The sequence below is a fragment of the Exiguobacterium sp. MMG028 genome (genome assembly GCF_027947425.1).
Lineage (GTDB): Bacteria > Bacillota > Bacilli > Exiguobacteriales > Exiguobacteriaceae > Exiguobacterium > Exiguobacterium aestuarii_A.
The window spans coordinates 273893-290738 of sequence record NZ_JAQJIN010000001.1; the positions used below are offsets into that span (position 1 = coordinate 273893).

14 protein-coding genes are annotated in these 16846 nt (G+C 47.9%); 12 read left to right on the forward strand and 2 right to left on the reverse strand.

Annotated features, from left to right (window positions below; genetic code table 11):
- Both PJK55_RS01485 and hemW read left to right on the forward strand, forming a co-directional pair.
- Nucleotides 1–1182, forward strand: coding sequence for a DUF1015 domain-containing protein (locus PJK55_RS01485; protein WP_271304573.1), 1182 nt, complete (start codon nt 1–3; stop codon nt 1180–1182).
- 43 nt (nt 1183–1225) lie between these two features.
- Nucleotides 1226–2404: a radical SAM family heme chaperone HemW gene (gene hemW, locus PJK55_RS01490; RefSeq protein ID WP_271304574.1), complete on the forward strand. Its 1179-nt coding sequence runs from the start codon at nt 1226–1228 to the stop codon at nt 2402–2404.
- 44 nt (nt 2405–2448) lie between these two features.
- Here hemW and PJK55_RS01495 read toward each other — a convergent pair whose 3' ends face one another.
- Nucleotides 2449–3054, reverse strand: a complete 606-nt coding sequence (locus PJK55_RS01495; protein ID WP_271304575.1) for a DUF1054 domain-containing protein — start codon at nt 3052–3054, stop codon at nt 2449–2451.
- A gap of 192 nt (nt 3055–3246) precedes the next feature.
- Here PJK55_RS01495 and hrcA point away from each other — a divergent pair, with 192 nt between their 5' ends.
- The 6 genes from hrcA to PJK55_RS01525 all read left to right on the forward strand — a co-directional run bounded on the left by hrcA (nt 3247) and on the right by PJK55_RS01525 (nt 9660).
- The gene (gene hrcA / locus PJK55_RS01500) at nt 3247–4269 is read left to right on the forward strand and encodes a heat-inducible transcriptional repressor HrcA (protein WP_074033386.1); all 1023 of its coding nucleotides are present in this window, start codon (nt 3247–3249) and stop codon (nt 4267–4269) included.
- Nucleotides 4270–4286: 17 nt separating this feature from the next.
- Complete coding sequence (grpE, locus tag PJK55_RS01505) at nt 4287–4874, forward strand: nucleotide exchange factor GrpE (RefSeq protein ID WP_074033385.1); 588 nt, start codon at nt 4287–4289, stop codon at nt 4872–4874.
- A gap of 29 nt (nt 4875–4903) precedes the next feature.
- Nucleotides 4904–6730: a molecular chaperone DnaK gene (gene dnaK, locus PJK55_RS01510; protein ID WP_214693135.1), complete on the forward strand. Its 1827-nt coding sequence runs from the start codon at nt 4904–4906 to the stop codon at nt 6728–6730.
- A 110-nt stretch (nt 6731–6840) separates the two neighbouring features.
- Nucleotides 6841–7947, forward strand: a complete 1107-nt coding sequence (gene dnaJ, locus PJK55_RS01515; protein ID WP_214693130.1) for a molecular chaperone DnaJ — start codon at nt 6841–6843, stop codon at nt 7945–7947.
- An 18-nt stretch (nt 7948–7965) separates the two neighbouring features.
- Nucleotides 7966–8904, forward strand: coding sequence for a 50S ribosomal protein L11 methyltransferase (gene prmA / locus PJK55_RS01520; protein WP_214760170.1), 939 nt, complete (start codon nt 7966–7968; stop codon nt 8902–8904).
- 3 nt (nt 8905–8907) lie between these two features.
- Nucleotides 8908–9660, forward strand: coding sequence for a 16S rRNA (uracil(1498)-N(3))-methyltransferase (locus tag PJK55_RS01525; RefSeq protein WP_271304576.1), 753 nt, complete (start codon nt 8908–8910; stop codon nt 9658–9660).
- A gap of 44 nt (nt 9661–9704) precedes the next feature.
- Here the strand turns inward: PJK55_RS01525 and PJK55_RS01530 are convergent, their stop codons facing one another.
- Nucleotides 9705–13358 (reverse strand): S8 family serine peptidase, encoded by a 3654-nt coding sequence (locus PJK55_RS01530; protein ID WP_271304577.1) that lies wholly within the window; start codon nt 13356–13358, stop codon nt 9705–9707.
- A gap of 310 nt (nt 13359–13668) precedes the next feature.
- Here PJK55_RS01530 and PJK55_RS01535 point away from each other — a divergent pair, with 310 nt between their 5' ends.
- From PJK55_RS01535 to PJK55_RS01550, 4 genes are read left to right on the forward strand one after another with little or no spacing between them, the layout of a single operon-like run.
- Nucleotides 13669–14292 (forward strand): class I SAM-dependent methyltransferase, encoded by a 624-nt coding sequence (locus tag PJK55_RS01535; RefSeq protein ID WP_214782286.1) that lies wholly within the window; start codon nt 13669–13671, stop codon nt 14290–14292.
- Nucleotides 14293–14308: 16 nt separating this feature from the next.
- Nucleotides 14309–14776 carry an S-ribosylhomocysteine lyase gene (locus PJK55_RS01540; protein WP_074033378.1) on the forward strand — a complete coding sequence of 156 codons (468 nt, stop codon included), beginning with the start codon at nt 14309–14311 and terminating at the stop codon, nt 14774–14776.
- A gap of 1 nt (nt 14777) precedes the next feature.
- Entirely contained in the window at nt 14778–15716 is a 939-nt protein-coding gene (locus PJK55_RS01545; RefSeq protein ID WP_271304578.1) for a PLP-dependent cysteine synthase family protein, read from the forward strand.
- Nucleotides 15682–16839, forward strand: coding sequence for a bifunctional cystathionine gamma-lyase/homocysteine desulfhydrase (locus PJK55_RS01550; protein WP_214749236.1), 1158 nt, complete (start codon nt 15682–15684; stop codon nt 16837–16839). Before PJK55_RS01545 ends, PJK55_RS01550 begins: the two co-directional genes overlap by 35 nt.
- The last annotated feature ends 7 nt before the right edge of the window (nt 16840–16846 follow it).

Sequence of the window (16846 nt, forward strand, 5' to 3'; positions counted from 1 at the left end):
ATGGTCGTATTTAAGCCGTTCAGTCCATACATGCCAATACATGCTAAAGATGTTGCCGCAGATCCGTATGACGTCGTTTCTGTAGAAGAGGCGAAGGCGATCATCGCTGAGCAACCGAACTCATTTTTGAAGGTAGATAAACCGGAAGCACTTCAATCAGACCTTTCACTCGAAGACTGGGGAAAGCGTGCTCGTCAAGAGCTTGAACGTCTATATGAAGACGAGCTGACGGTTCGTCCGAGTGGATTTTACGTATACAGATTGACCCGGAACGAGCGTCAGCAAACGGGCTTAGTCGCCACATTTTCAGTCGCGGACTATGAAGCCGGGCGAATCAAGATTCACGAACATACCCGTGAAACGAAGGAACGGGAACGTGTCGAACATGTCCGAGCGACGGGGGCGCATACCGGTCCGATTTTACTTAGCCACCCGCCACATGCGAGTCTGAAACAGATTTTAAATAGTGCGACGGAAGAAGAGCCGCTGTTCTCGTTTACGGATGATCGTGGCGTGTTACACGAAGGATTCATGATTCCGAGCCGAGAACTTGCGCGCGTCATGATGATCGGTGCGACGATCCCGTCTATCTATATCGCAGATGGTCATCATCGCGCGAAAGCGGCAGCGGTCGTTTCTGAAATGGGTGGGGGACATTCTCAAAAGAATGAACGAACACACTTTTTAGGTGTCCTCTTCCCGAGCGACGAGTTGACGATTTTGCCATATCATCGCCTGTTGACAACGATCGCACCTGAAGAAGTAGAACATATGTTGGAAGGACTTTCGTTCTCGTATCAAGTGACAGAAGAAGATGAACTCGTCTTACCTGAAAGTCATGGCGTGTTCGGCGCTGCGTATCGAGGGAATTATTACAAGTTATTGAAACGAAAAGATGAAACGGATCTCGATGTCGCCGTCTTACAGCGTGATATCCTTGCTCCGTACTTCAACGTCGAAGATATTCGTACGGATGCCAGAGTCGATTTTGTTGGAGGGAACCGGTCAATCGAAGAATTGCAACAACTCGCGCAAGTACCCGACCAATTACTGTTTACGTGCCATGAAACGACGATGCCACAGTTGATGCGAGTGGCTGATGGGGGTGGGCAGATGCCACCAAAATCGACATGGTTCGAACCAAAATTAAAGAGCGGTCTGTTTATTCATCGGTTCGATTGATGGCGCAGGCTGGAAAGAACGGACGAAAAGCGTTATAAATGGAATGAGAAGAAAGGGGTGGCCGAAATTGGCTAAAGCCGTATATCTTCACATTCCATTTTGTGAACATATTTGTTATTACTGTGATTTCAACAAGGTGTTTTTAAAAAACCAACCTGTTGATGAATATTTAGATGCATTAGAACGAGAGATGGTATTGACGCTCGAAGCGTTTCCGACAGAGCGGATTGAGACCATCTTTATTGGAGGGGGCACACCGACGGCTCTCAATGAAGCGCAGATGGGTCGCCTGATGGACATGGTCCGTCGACACCTCCTCCCGCTCGCTTCAGACGATTTAGAGTATTCTGTCGAAGCGAACCCGAACTTTGTGAGTACGGAAAAACTCGACACGATGAAAGCCGGTGGTGTCAATCGACTCAGCTTCGGTGTCCAAACATTCGACGATGGTGGACTCGAACGAATCGGAAGAACGCATCGCGCCGACGACGTATTTGAAACGGTGAATGAAGCGGCGAAGCGCTTTGATAATATTTCGATTGACCTCATGTTCGGGTTACCAGAACAGACGCTCGAGCAGATTGACCGAGACTTGAAGCTTGCGCTCGAGCTTCCGATTCAACACGTCTCATCCTATTCCTTAATTCTTGAGCCGCATACCGTGTTTGCGATTCAGGATCGAAAAGGTAAGCTCCGTCTACCGGGAGAGGATGTTGAGGTCGAGATGTACCTGAAAGTGATGGAGACGCTTGAACGGCATGGACTGAAGCAATACGAAATCTCGAACTATGGGTTGCCGGGTCGAGAAAGTCGTCACAACCAGGTATACTGGCGGAACGAAGAGTATTATGGATTCGGGGCAGGTGCGCACAGTTATTTGAATGGCACGCGTCGTGCCAATATCGCGCCGATTCCTCACTATATTAAAGCAGAAGGCATCCCGGTGAAACGGGTGACTGACCTCGAAGAAGTAGAAAAAATGGAAGAAGAGCTGTTCCTCGGGCTGCGCATGCGTTCAGGGGTCTCCCTTCAGATATTTGAACAGAAATATGGTGTGGCACTCGATCATGTGTTCGGTCACGTCATCGACGATTTGGTGAAGAAGTCGTTGATTGAGCGGACAGACTCCCATATCCGATTGACGGCGTCTGGTCTACCACTCGCGAACGAAGCGTTCGCAGCATTTATCGGAGAGGCAAAACTCGAGCATACCGAGTCATGAAAAATGGACAAGTCCCTTATTTGGGATTTGTCCATTTTTTAGCATTATAAGACGAGATCACGATAGAGCGGCGTGAGTCGCGCGAACGTGTCTTCGACCAAAGCGAGAAAAGCGTCTTCGTTTTGAAGAATCGATGCATCGGCAGGGAGTTGTCGTCCGATTAAGAAATCAGCCTTTTTGACAGAGCCGAATCGCTCGAGCAACGCTTGGATGTCTTCGTTTGATGTCTCTTCAATCAGGAACGCATCTTTTTTCATATGGTCGCCCGCAATATGGAAATCAGTAAACGTTGATTTGAAATCGATTTGTTGCAAATGTTTCGCGATTGCGTCTTTGTTCGGCATCTCATAGATGAATGCGAGCCAGATGAAAACGCGGTCGTCGAAAAGTCCGACTTGTAAGTGGGGATGTTTTTTATATCCGCGCTTATCGTGACAGATGGCCATCCATGTGTCTTTCGGAGGGTTTACCGTGCGACGTGCATGTTTCGCGACATGCAGGTAGAGGGGGATTCCGACATCTGCCTCGAGTTGTGGCCCGACCTCGTCATAAATCCGATGGAAGAGCGGTTGAATATCCGAACGGATGCCAGACATGCGTTCGTCGAGTCCGTCCTGTTTGAATACGTTAAATTGTTTTGTTGTAAACATTTCATCACCTCACGTTCTATCATAACGAAACACTGTTTCTTTTTCAGGTTTGCCGTCTGTAAAAAAGGTGAAAAAATCCGAGTGTATGAATTGACAAATAGTGAGAACGTGATAATATTTGAAGTGTGATTAGCACTCGTTAAATATGAGTGCTAATAAAGCGAGGTAACTTTTTCAGAGAGGAGTGATGTTGTGCTGACAGATCGACAATTGCTCATTCTTCGAGCCATCATTGACGATTATATTCAGACGGCTCAACCGGTCGGTTCGCGTACGTTATCGAAACGAGACGATTTGACGTTTAGTTCGGCAACGATTCGGAACGATATGGCCGATTTGGAAGACATGGGGTTGATTGAAAAACCACATACTTCCGCGGGTCGAATCCCGTCAGAGGTCGGATACCGCTATTACGTGGACCACCTCGTCGAGAAGCAAATCATCGACGAGCGGGAAACGGGTCGCTTAGAAGAACGTTTAAAGCAATCTTCAAAAGAGTCTGAGATCCTGATTCGCCAAGCTGCAGATCTCCTTTCTGATTTGACCAATTATACGACGGTCGCCCTCGGTCCCAATAGCCAATCCGAAAGATTGGCACGTGTGGACTTTATGCCATTAGATGAGCGACGAGGTGTCGTTCTCATCGTCACGGATCAAGGTCATGTCGAGCATCGTACGGTCATGTTCGAATCACGTGTAGCTCCTGAAGTCATCGAGGAGACGATTCGACTGTTAAACGATCGTCTCGTCGGGACAGCGATCGGACAACTTAAAGTCCGAATCGGAGAAGAAGTTGCAAAATTGCAACTCGCGCAGCGACAGCAATATGAAAATATGATGCAACTGATTCAATCGACGGTTGGCATTCAAACGCCGTCTTCGCTTTATCTCGGGGGTAAGAAGAATATCTTCAACCAACCTGAGTTTCAGACGTTAGACACGCTCAGACCGTTCCTAGAATGGATTGATGAGCAAGAACGATTGACGCACTGGCTCGAATCGTTGCCAAATCGCGAGATTTATGTGAGCATTGGGAGCGAGAACGGAATTGTCGCCCTTCAAAATTGTAGTGTCATCACTTCGGATTATACACTAGATGGAAAAACGTTCGGAACGATCGCCATGATTGGCCCGACTCGAATGAATTACCGTCACGGTGTCCAAATGATGGGACAAATTATTGAAGCGTTGCGACGAACGAAACTAGATGAGTGACGGAAAGGAGTTTTACTATGACAGCAGATCATCAAAACGGGCACGAACAAGAAGACGTGCTTGAAGAAAAATCTGTAGACTCGGCACAGACAGAAGAGAACGAGTCAACTGAATCAAATGAAGATGAGGTTTTAAATGCTGAGATTGTGGAAGAAAGTTCTGAGGGGACGGACTTACAAAAAGAAATCGAAGCGTTGAAAGCGAGCGAACTCCGCATTCGTGCCGACTTTGACAACTTCCGTCGTCGGACGAATGAAGAGAATGCAAAACGCGTCAAGTTTGCTTCACAGTCTGTCATTGAAAAATTGATTCCGCTCATTGATAACTTTGAGCGTGCACTTCAAGTGCAAGCAACTTCAGAGGATGCCAAGCAAATTCAATCAGGCGTCGACATGATTCATCGTCAACTGCTTGACGTATTGAATGCTGAGCAAGTCGAAGTGATTGAAGCAGTCGGACAGCCGTTCGACCCGAATTTCCATCAAGCAGTCATGCAAGAACCGAGCGACGAGTTCGAGTCGGGCATCGTGACGATGGAGCTTCAAAAAGGATATACGATGCATGGTCGAGTCATTCGTCCAAGCATGGTAAAAGTTGCAGAATAATACTACTTAACGAGACGGAGGAATAAACGATGGGTAAAATTATCGGTATTGACTTAGGGACTACAAACTCATGTGTGGCAGTAATGGAAGGTGGCGAAGCAGTCGTCATCTCAAACGCAGAAGGTAACCGTACGACTCCTTCGGTTGTTGCATTCAAAGGAGAAGAGCGTCAAGTCGGTGAGGTCGCAAAACGTCAGGCCATCACGAACCCGAACACGATTCAATCAATCAAACGTCACATGGGAACGTCACATACAGTTGACGTAGACGGCAAGAAATTCACACCACAAGAAATCTCGGCAATCATTTTGCAGAAGTTGAAGAAAGATGCTGAAGACTACCTCGGTGAAACAGTCACGGAAGCAGTCATCACAGTTCCTGCATACTTCAACGACGCTGAGCGTCAAGCGACAAAAGATGCTGGTAAAATCGCTGGTCTTGATGTCAAGCGAATCATCAACGAGCCAACAGCTGCGGCACTCGCTTACGGATTAGATAAAGGTGAAGACCACACGATTTTGATCTATGACCTCGGTGGTGGTACGTTCGACGTTTCAATCCTTGAGCTTGGTGATGGCGTATTCGAAGTTGTCGCTACAGCTGGTGACAACCGTCTCGGTGGAGATGACTTCGACCAAAAAGTCATCGACTACCTCGTTGCAGAATTCAAAAAAGAGAACGGCATCGACCTCGGGAAAGACAAGATGGCACTTCAACGTTTGAAAGATGCAGCTGAAAAAGCGAAGAAAGACCTTTCAGGCGTCACAAGCGCACATATCAGCCTTCCGTTCATCACAGCAGGTGAAGCAGGTCCACTCCACTTGGAGATGACACTCACGCGTGCGAAGTTTGAAGAATTGACGGCTGACCTTGTCGAACGCACAATGGAACCAACTCGTCGTGCCTTGAAAGATGCAGGACTTACACCATCTGACCTCGATAAGATCATTCTCGTCGGTGGTTCGACACGTATCCCTGCCGTCCAAAAAGCAATCCACGACTTCACGAAGAAAGAGCCATTCAAAGGGGTAAACCCGGATGAAGTTGTTGCACTCGGTGCGGCAATCCAAGGTGGAGTTCTCGCTGGAGACGTAAAAGACGTCGTCCTTCTCGACGTTACTCCACTCTCGCTCGGTATCGAGACAATGGGTGGCGTGATGACGAAATTGATCGATCGCAACACGACAATCCCGACATCGAAATCACAAGTGTTCTCAACTGCTGCAGATAACCAGCCTGCTGTTGACATCCACGTCCTTCAAGGGGAACGCCCGATGGCACCAGACAACAAGACACTTGGTCGCTTCCAATTGACTGACATTCCGCCAGCACCACGTGGTGTGCCACAAATCGAAGTTAAATTCGATATCGATGCAAACGGAATTGTTCACGTATCAGCGAAAGATCTCGGTACGAACAAAGAACAATCGATTACAATCCAATCTTCTTCAGGTATCGATGAGGCAGAAATCGAGCGTATGGTAAAAGAAGCTGAAGCGAACGCTGACGCAGATAACAAACGTAAAGAAGAAGCGGAACTTCGCAACGAAACAGACCAACTCGTCTTCGCGACAGACAAGGCAATCAAAGACCTTGGTGAGCAAGTGGAAGAGGCGGACAAAGAAAAAGCAGAAGCTGCGAAAGAAAAAGCGAAAACTGCTCTCGAAGGTTCAGACCTTGAGGCGATCCGTACAGCCAAAGACGAATTGTCAGCTGTCGTTCAAGAGTTGACGCAAAAAGTATATGCTAAAATGGCTGAACAGCAAGGTGCTGAAGGCGCAGAACCACAAACAGAAGCGAAACAGGACGATGATGTCGTGGACGCAGAGTTTGAGGATCTCGACGACCGTAAATAAACAGCCGTTGTAAAGGAGAGCGCCAAAGCAGGTTTCTGCTTTGGCTCTTTCCATGTTAAGGTAGAATCGGTAAAATCGATACGTAGATTGTAAGGATAGGAGCGAGAATAGTGGCGAAACGAGATTATTATGAAGTGCTCGGGCTCGACAAGTCGGCCTCGGCACAAGAAATCAAGCGGGCATACCGAAAATTGGCCCGTCAATATCACCCGGACATCAACCAAGAAGCAGATGCGGCGGATAAGTTTAAAGAAATTGGTGAAGCCTATGAAGTGCTTTCTGACGAACAAAAACGTGCCCAGTATGACCGATTCGGTTTTGAAGGGGCGAACCAGTTCGGAGGCGGCGGTGACTTCCAAGGTGGATTCGGTGATATCTTTGACATGTTCTTCGGTGGCGGCGGACGCCGTCAAGACCCGAACGCACCGCGTCGTGGTGAAGATTATCAATATGTAGTCGACCTTGACTTCATGGAGAGTGTGACAGGCAAGACGGAAACAATCGAGCTCGAAATCGAAGTCGAGTGTGACACGTGTATGGGGAACGGTGCGAAACCTGGAACGAAACCAGAAACGTGTAACCAATGTGGCGGTAGTGGTGTTGAAACGGTTGAGCAAAACACAATTCTCGGTCGTATGGTCAATCAACGTCCTTGTAGCAAGTGTCACGGTAGCGGTAAGACGATCAAAGAAAAATGTCCGACTTGTCACGGCTCAGGTCATGTGAAGAAGAAACAGACCGTCGAAGTGAAAATCCCAGCCGGTATCGATAACGGGCAACAGATCCGTCTATCTGGAAAAGGCGGTCCTGGCGTGAACGGAGGACCAGCCGGAGACTTATACGTCGTCGTCCGCGTGAAAGCTCATGAGATCTTTGAACGTGTCGACCAACACATTGCGATGGAAATGCCGGTCACGTTCGCTCAAGCGGCACTCGGTGCAGAAATCGAAGTTCCGACGGTTCACGGGAACGTGAGTTTGAAAGTGCCAGCTGGAACACAAACTGGCTCGAAGTTCCGTTTACGCGGAAAAGGGATGCCAAGTGTGCGTGGTGGCGCGAATGGCGACCAGTACGTGAGCGTCATTGTCATGACACCGAAAAATATGACGGACCGCCAAAAAGAATTGCTTCGTGAATTCGAAGAAATCAGTGGCGAATCGGGTGTCGAAGAGGAACACGGCATGTTCCAAAAAATGAAAAAGTTCTTTAGTCACTAAAAGGAGTGTGTACAAACGATGAAATGGTCTGAAATTTGTGTCCACACGACACAGCTTGCGGTGGAAGCCGTATCGAACTTATTACACGAAGTGGGGGCACAAGGTGTCGTCATCGAGGACGTCGAAGACTTCGACCGAATGATGGCGGAAGACCATTTCGGAGAGATTTGGGACGTTTCGGATCGTGAAACGTATCCGACTTCTGGAGTACACGTCAAAGCGTACGTGCCGGCTTCAGGTGATTTCCAAGATGTGCTCGCAAACTTGAAAAAAGAAATCGAGCGACTCCGGAACATGCTTGATATCGGATCAGGTGAGGTCACGGTCGCAGAGATTGATGAGGAAGATTGGGCGCATTCTTGGAAGCAGTATTACAAGCCGGTCAAAATCTCACAACAACTAACGATTGTCCCTTTGTGGGAAGAGTACACACCACAACCGGAAGAGAATGTCATCTTGCTTGACCCGGGCATGGCGTTCGGTACAGGGACACATCCGACGACGATGCTCTGTATTCAAGCGATTGAGAACTACATCCGGGAAGGTGACCGCGTCATCGATGTCGGTACAGGATCAGGCGTATTGTCGATTGCCGCTGCGAAACTTGGAGCGACGAGCGTAAAAGCGCTAGACTTGGATTCGGTTGCCGTTGAATCGGCTCGTCAAAACGTGGAGACGAACGGTGTCGAATCGCTCGTTCAAGTGGATACGGGAGATTTATTAAAAGGTGTGGACGGAGAATATGACTTGGTCGTGGCAAACATTCTTGCTGATGTCATTCTTCTCTTCATCGAAGATGCGTATGCTCGTACGAAAACGGGTGGTCGCTTCATCACATCCGGTATCATTGGAGAGAAACGGGCGGAAGTCACGAACGCTCTGATAGCTGCAGGGTTTGAAATTGAAGAGACACGCGTGATGGAAGACTGGGTCGCGATCATCGCCAAGAAGGGATAAGCTATGCAACGTTATTTTCTGACACCAGAAGCTTTCACAGGCGATGTTGTGACACTTCCTTCAGATGTCGCTCATCATATCGGAACGGTCCTGCGACAAGGGGCGGGTTACGAAATGGTTCTTCTCGACGGGACGGGCAATGAGTATGCATGTGTCGTGACGTCGCTTGAGAAGAAGAGTGGAGTGGCTAAAGTATTGTCGACTCGTCAATCAGAGACCGAACTGCCGATTGACGTGACGCTCGCTTATGCGTTGCCAAAAGGAGACAAGGTCGAACTTGTCGCGCAAAAAGCGACCGAGCTCGGCGTTCATCATCTTCTATTGTTCGAATCTTCCCGATCAGTCGCCAAATGGGACTCGAAAAAAGTGCCGAAAAAAGTAGAACGTATTCAAAAAATCATGCAAGAGGCGGCTGAGCAATCGTATAGGGCCGTCGTCCCGTCATGTACGTTCCTCACTTCGAAGCAACTGTCACAGCAATTCGAACAATACGACGAAGTCATCATCGCATATGAAGAATCGGCGAAAGAAGGCGAGCAGTCGGCACTTGCCAACACATTGAATCGACTTCAATCAAAACAACGCCTCCTCGTCATCACAGGACCGGAAGGCGGATTTGACACAGGAGAAGTCACGCAATGGATAGAGGCGGGGGCGACGGCTTGTGCGTTCGGACCTCGTATCCTTCGTTCGGAGACGGCTCCGTTATATGCACTGTCTGCCATCTCATACGCACTTGAATTGGCGAAAGGATAAGAAAACGGCTGACCCTCGTGGGCAGCCGTTTTTTCGTGAATAAATTATTTTTTATTGATCGTGATGACTTTCTTCGTCACGTTTCCACCGAGGTCAGTCACTTCAAATGTGAAGATATTTTGACCTTTCTTCACAGGAAGTGAGATGGTATCGGTACGCGAGAACGCACGCATCGCATAAGGTTCTTTCAACGTATGACTCCATTTCAAATCACCGTTGACACGAAGTTTAATATCGTCAAAGTTATCCTTTACTTGAACTTTCACGTTCACAGTGTCTTGCTTCGCCGAGACGTTTTTCGGCACGTTGCTGATTGAGATTGCAGCTTCCGTAGAATCGACAAAGATTGGACGGACGAAGTTCGTCACGTTACCAGACGTGTCTTCCGCGATGAAACGAATCTTGTGGAATCCATCTTCATACGAACGTGTCGTATTGAACGTGTATTGTTTTGCAGCTGCGTCATACGTGAGTGGTACGTCCACATCGTCGACAGTGAACGATACAACGTCAGAGGCATCTTTGATTTGACCGATGATTGGCACAATTGATGAACCGTATGGAGACAGGGCGAGTGGTGCATCGACAAAGACTCCTGGTTTATCTGCGTCATTTTCTGTAGATACGTCGCGTGTGATCACGTTACCCGCATTGTCTGAAACGCGAACCGATAGTTGGTCCGTTGATTCAAGTGGCGCATCGAGTGTGAAGTTTGCTGTATCTTTTGCTTCTTTCGCAACAACTTTCCCATTGAGAAGGAATTCGATACCATTGATTCCTGCAAAGTCGTCGGATGCTTTGACACTAGCCACACCTTCGTTCCAACGAATCGTGAAACGAGGGTCTGTGTAATCCACTTTCACTGGAATCCGAAGCGTCTGGGCTTGTTTTTTCATGTAGTCGATGCTCGCTTCAATTTCGTAGTAGTACGTTCCTTTCGGCGCCATCTCTCCGTTCAGTTTTCCGTCCCAAGCGTTATCTGACGTGTAGTAGTATGGGTCACCACTTCCGCCATCAAAGTAGTTCTTTCTCAATTCCTCTTCGATTTTAAGGGTACGCAGGACGTTTCCTTTCTCATCGACGATCCGATACTTGATGTCTTTCGCATTTCGCAAGAGCGAGTAGACCGGGGTAGCCGTGTCTTTTGAACCGTCTCCGTCAGGCGAAATCGCTACCGCTTCTTCAGCTACAGACTCATCAAGTTTCTCTCCTAAATAGTTCCCGGCCGCATCGACCAATCCAGAGATTCCATAGAATGAACCATCTTCATAAATCGTTTCGTCAAAGATTGGTGCTTTGCCCCAATCGCCTTCGAATCCGACGAACGGGACAACGAGTGACGGGTTGCCGTCTGTCCCACGTGGGTCAGTCAAGCGTAGGAATCCATCGACGAAATAACCATTCTCAAAGACTGATTTTGCAGATACCGTTCCTTCTAACGTCTCAGGATTAAGTACTTGTGCCTTCGAGACGTCAATCGATACGGTGATTTCTTTCTTTTGTTTTGCCTTCAACGTGACTTTAGTTGTGTTTTTGCCATTGATCTTAATGATTGCTTGTTGAAGCGCCTGAGCTTCCATCGCATTCTGAATGACGCCGTCCTTGTTAGTAACGGCAAGGTCTGTCTGGAGGGAAGCGGCCACATCGTATGTGAGTGATTCGTCAGACATGTTTTCAACGACAATCGTGAACTTCGCCTTACTCTTCGACAATTCTTTTAAAGCGACTTTCGCTTCTTTCGTCTTCTTCTCATACGCGACTGCCGGAGATGTGACGGCCGCATGGAGTTGCATGAGACCAGCTCCCGCCCGACGTGGTGAATATGGAAGAGACTGCTTCAATTCCTGGTTATACGGTCCGATGTCTGTGACGGGCTTCGACGTATTGAGTAGCAAGTTCTTTGCCATCGTCACACGAGCCGCTCCGCTCAAGTCGAAATCGCGATCGACGCGTTCAAGAACAAGTGCTGCACCGCCGGCAACGTGAGGTGCGGCCATCGATGTTCCGCTCATCAAACCGTATTGGTTGTCGTTGAACGTTGAGAAGATTTGACCGCCTGGGGCTGAGAGCTCCGGCTTGAAGTCAAGGTTCGGTGTGACACCCCAAGATGTGAAATCAGACATCGCGCCTGCCGAACGGTTGTTGACGCTGATCCGGTCACCGGCAAACGTGAGTTGGAGAGGTCCATCTGCTAATTTCTCTTTTAATTCATTCCCGTCTTGGATGCTGAGTGATGCCATCGGGATGAGTGGTTGATCGAGAGCCATCGACACATAGTCTCCGTGTGAAACGGCGCCTCGTACGATGACACCGGCTGCCCCTTGTGCCTCAGCCGTTTTTTGAATCTTCGAGTAGAAGTATCCTCCATCGCGAACGGCGAGGACGAGCTTTCCTTTCACGTCTTTACCAGCATAGTTTTCTGGTTGCCCATCTCCGACGTAAACGACGTCATATGTACCTTCCGAGAATGCAGGTCCATCTTGTTTCTTCCATCCGATTTTTTCGTCACCGACGCGGAAAGCGTCCAATTGAATTTGATCGTTCTCGAGTGAAGCGACCGATGTCGATGCTTGGCTTACGCTTGGCGCACCGACGACACCCGTATCAGGGTTTGAAGCCGTTGGTAAGTCGAATCCATGTCCGAAGTATGCTGAGTTCCCAGCAGAGATGGACATGAAGACGCCGTTGTCTACAGCGCGTTGAACGGCTTGTTGCTCAGGTGAGTCGGCATCGACAAAACCTGCTGTTGAACCAAGACTCATGTTGATGACGTCAGCTCCAAGCTTGATCGCATCGTCAATCGCTTTAATATAAATATCTCCGTATGTAGATGCGTAGTTCGGGTCGTTACTGAATACTTTAAGACCAAGGATTTGAGCTTCAGGTGCGACTCCTTTAATTCCACCGTTTTCGAGATCACCGTTTGCAGCGACCGTTCCCGAGACGTGCTGACCGTGCATAGAAGCGCCTGGGGAATCATCTTTAATATCATCGTTTTCGTCGTAGTAATTATAGGCGTATGGAACTTTCTCATTCACATATTCACCAGGTAGACCGAATGAAGTGATGGCCTGATCGACTTCTGATTTCGTCAATTCTGCCGTTTTTGCATCCGTTATTCGATAATCTCGGTGGTCGGCATCAATTCCCGAGTCGATGACAGCGACGACGGTGCCTTCTCCGGCAAATCCGTAATCGCCCCATGTTTGTTCGGCTTGAACCATTCCGTTGCTTGTGACCATATCTGGTTTCACTTCAGGACGTTCATACTCGTTGACGACATGGACAGTCGCTACTTCAGGTAAAGCTTCAACTTTTGCAATTTCACTTGTAGAGAGGAAAGTAGAAAAGCCGTTAAAGACGGTCGTGAACTCTTCGATTGGTGTAGCCGTCACGCCTTGTTTTTTCAAAGCGGATTTTGCGCGTTTTTGTTCAGACTGAACAGATTGTTGTGCCTTGTTTTGTTCTGATTTCGTCAACTCATTAAATTTTTTCCCTTTTTGCGCTGCTTCTGCGATTGCAGGTGCACCGACGAGTTCGACGACGACCCGGACTTTTTTCTGTTTCTTTTCGAGCTCAATTTTTGGTTTGATGGAAGCTTCTGCTGAAACAGATGACGTACCCGCTTGAATCAACACAGGTGTTAAAGCAATACATGTAGCAAGTGAAGCGTTTAAGTAGACTTTTCTTCTTGACAACGTTTTTACCCCCTAATATTTGTTATTACCTGTAAAAAACAAAGATTTCCTCTTGCATTGTGAACTATCATATCGTTGTTCAGGGGAAAAAGAGTGGATTTTTTTGTAAAGTAGGGGAGTGTTTTTGCACAAATTTAAATGTTCAGACAATTACTAAAGACCTGAATCATAAGACCTATATCAAATTTTGTTCATCGTCAGAAATCACGCGAATGACTTGAAATGTCCAAAAAAACCTGTTAATGTAACGTTAATGTCAAATACCAATAAAACATATCAATTTAGTCAGAATTAAGGATGGGGTGGCGCTATGAATTTACCATTCATGGATATCTTCAAGGATTGGGCGAAAGATTACGATACGGCAGTCGGGGGGCATGACGAACAATATCATGAAGTATTTGTCGGATATGATCAAATGCTTGATGACGTTGCGTTACACGTTGAAGGAACGGTCTTAGAATTTGGTGTCGGTACAGGCAACTTGAGTGCCCGAATTTTAAAGGGACATCCTTTAATTGCAATCGAACCTTCTCCAGAAATGAGGCAGATTGCAATTGAGAAGTTGGGCATATCGGTCGAACATGGAGATTTTCTCCGTTATCCAACGTTCTCACATGTCGATACGGTCGTTTCCTCGTACGCTTTCCATCACTTGACGGATTCTGAGAAAGAAACAGCGATCGGTCAATATGTTCGTGATTGGGGACATCCGAAATTCGTATTGCTTGATACGATGTTCGAATCTCCACACGCACGTCAAGAAATTATTGACTGGGCTACGGAACAAGGCTATTCAGACTTGGTCGAGGATTTAAATCGTGAATATTATCCATATACGACAACCATTCGTACGATGCTAGAGGCGAATGGATACAACGTGACAATGACACAGAAAAATAAATTTGTTTGGCTTGTCGTCGCTACAAAATAATTAGGAGGAATTACTCATGAAAACATATAACGTTGAAAGCTTTAACTTGGATCATACGAAAGTTCAAGCTCCATTTGTCCGTCTCGCCGGTGTGAAAGAAGGAACGGCTGACACGATTTACAAGTATGATATTCGCTTCATCCAACCGAACGAAGGCCTCATGCCGATGCGTGCTGTTCACTCTCTCGAGCATTTGATCGCCGAAAACAGCCGTAATCATTCAGAAGACATCGTGGACATTTCGCCGATGGGATGCCAAACAGGTTTCTATTGGACGATGTTGAATGATGGGGACTATGAGCGCATGCTCGACCTCGTAGAAGCGACATTGCGCGATGCGATGAACGCGGAAGAATTGCCAGCGCAAAACCCGGTACAGTGCGGGAATGCGAACCATCATGATTTTGAGGGAGCCAAAAAATTAGCAGCTGACATGCTTGCAAAACGTGACGAGTGGCATATCGTCTTCAAGGACGAAGCGTAAGATGATTGTCCGTGACGTCTATGAACTCATCGGGGACACACCGCTCATCGAGCTCCGTTCATTACCTGTTCCAGCTACGGTAAAAGTATACGGGAAGATGGAGATGATGAATCCGGGAGGAAGTGTCAAAGACCGACTCGGCATGAATTTGATTGAGCGGGCGATGAAACGTGGAGACGTGGCACCAGGTGGTACGGTGATCGAGCCGACAGCCGGGAATACGGGAATCGGACTCGCGCTCGCTTGTCAGCGATACGACATTCGTCTGATTACCGTGACCCCTGAAAAGTTTAGTCAAGAGAAACAAGCATTGATGCGTCTCCTTGGAGCGACCGTCGTCAACACACCGACCGAGCTTGGAATGAAAGGCGCAATCAGTCATGCACTCGAGTTGGCTGAAGAATATGATGCATACGTGCCGGAACAGTTTTCAAACCCGGACAACCCGGACGCCTATGTCGACATTCTTTCGCAAGAGTTGTTGAAGGACGTGCCACAAATCGATGTATTTGTAGCGGGTGCGGGTTCAGGAGGTACGTTCACCGGTGTCGCCAAAACGTTAAAACCACAAGGGACGAAAACCGTCGTCGTGGAGCCGGTTGGTTCGATTTTGAACGGCGGTGAGCCAGGTCCGCATAAAACTGAAGGAATCGGCGTCGAAAAATGGCCGTCATTTTTGGAAAAGGCTTATGTCGATGCGATTCATACCATCACAGATGAAGAAGCCTTCTATTACGTGGCGCATCTTGCGAAACAGGAAGGATTGCTCATCGGAAGTTCTTCTGGTGCTGCCATCGCAGCATGTGTAAAGGAAGCAAATCAAATGTCAGAAGGCACGATTGTGACGATCTTGCCAGACAGTGCAGAACGATATTTAAGTCAAGGAATTGTCAAGGAGGCAGAACATGCGTACAAAGACAGCACTCATTCACGGCGGTAAAACGACCGACCCATTAACAGGCGCGGTCACACCACCGATTTATCAAACGAGCACATATAAGCAAGACGGAATCGGTAACTTACGGGAAGGATATGAGTATTCTCGATCTGCGAACCCGACACGTACCGCACTCGAGACACTCATAGCGGATATCGAAGGCGGTGTGCAAGGTTTTGCATTTGGTTCTGGGATGGCTGCCATCTCGACCGTACTCATGTTGTTGAAATCTGGAGACCACGTCATTGTCGGGTCTGATGTATATGGAGGAACGTATCGTGTATTCAATCGAGTATTTCAGTCACGAGGCTTGGAGGCAACTTTTGTCGATACATCCGATGAAACGGCGGTTCGTGATGCGCTACAAGCGAACACGAAAATGATTTATGTGGAGACACCGACAAATCCACTCTTGAACGTGACGGATATCCGAGCGATGCGCACAATTGCGGATGAGGCAGATGTCTTGCTCGTCGTAGACAACACGTTCATGACACCTTACTTCCAAAATCCGATCGACCTTGGTGCCGACTATGTCTTACACAGTGCTACAAAATATTTAGGCGGTCATAGTGACGTCGTGGCAGGTTTAGTCGTCGCACGTACGGAAGAACAAGGAGAGGCGTTGGCATTCCTACAAAATTCAGTCGGTGCAGTCCTCGGACCTCAAGACAGCTTCCTCGTCGTCCGTGGAATCAAGACACTTGCCGTTCGAATGGAAGAGATTGAATCGAACGCACGGGCGTTGGTTGAATTCTTACAATCGAATGAGAACGTGTCACGTGTCCTTCACCCGAGTGTCTCTAGTGAAGAAGCGAAACGCGTCCACTTGTCGCAAGCGCGTGGGTTCGGTGGCATGATTGCGTTTGACGTCGGTTCGGCCGAAGCGGCTGAAATGATGGTCGCGAAGACGAAGTATTTCACGCTCGCAGAGAGCCTAGGTGCAGTGGAAAGCTTGATCAGTGTTCCGGCTCGTATGACACATGCGTCGATTCCGGCTGAGCGACGTGCAGAACTCGGGATCACGGACGGACTCGTTCGAATCTCAGTTGGATTAGAAGATATCGATGATTTAGTTGAAGATTTAGCACAAGCTCTATCCGCCATCGAACAGGTAAAGCAATAAACAGTAA

What these genes read in the sequence shown, in the direction of transcription:
- PJK55_RS01545 (WP_271304578.1), top strand. Translation starts at nt 14,778, where the DNA reads ATGATTGTCCGTGACGTCTATGAACTCATCGGGGACACACCGCTCATC.
- PJK55_RS01495 (WP_271304575.1), bottom strand. Translation starts at nt 3,054, where the DNA reads ATGTTTACAACAAAACAATTTAACGTATTCAAACAGGACGGACTCGAC.
- PJK55_RS01535 (WP_214782286.1), top strand. Translation starts at nt 13,669, where the DNA reads ATGAATTTACCATTCATGGATATCTTCAAGGATTGGGCGAAAGATTAC.
- dnaK (WP_214693135.1), top strand. Translation starts at nt 4,904, where the DNA reads ATGGGTAAAATTATCGGTATTGACTTAGGGACTACAAACTCATGTGTG.
- PJK55_RS01525 (WP_271304576.1), top strand. Translation starts at nt 8,908, where the DNA reads ATGCAACGTTATTTTCTGACACCAGAAGCTTTCACAGGCGATGTTGTG.
- PJK55_RS01540 (WP_074033378.1), top strand. Translation starts at nt 14,309, where the DNA reads ATGAAAACATATAACGTTGAAAGCTTTAACTTGGATCATACGAAAGTT.
- hemW (WP_271304574.1), top strand. Translation starts at nt 1,226, where the DNA reads ATGAGAAGAAAGGGGTGGCCGAAATTGGCTAAAGCCGTATATCTTCAC.
- prmA (WP_214760170.1), top strand. Translation starts at nt 7,966, where the DNA reads ATGAAATGGTCTGAAATTTGTGTCCACACGACACAGCTTGCGGTGGAA.
- grpE (WP_074033385.1), top strand. Translation starts at nt 4,287, where the DNA reads ATGACAGCAGATCATCAAAACGGGCACGAACAAGAAGACGTGCTTGAA.
- PJK55_RS01485 (WP_271304573.1), top strand. Translation starts at nt 1, where the DNA reads ATGGTCGTATTTAAGCCGTTCAGTCCATACATGCCAATACATGCTAAA.
- PJK55_RS01550 (WP_214749236.1), top strand. Translation starts at nt 15,682, where the DNA reads ATGCGTACAAAGACAGCACTCATTCACGGCGGTAAAACGACCGACCCA.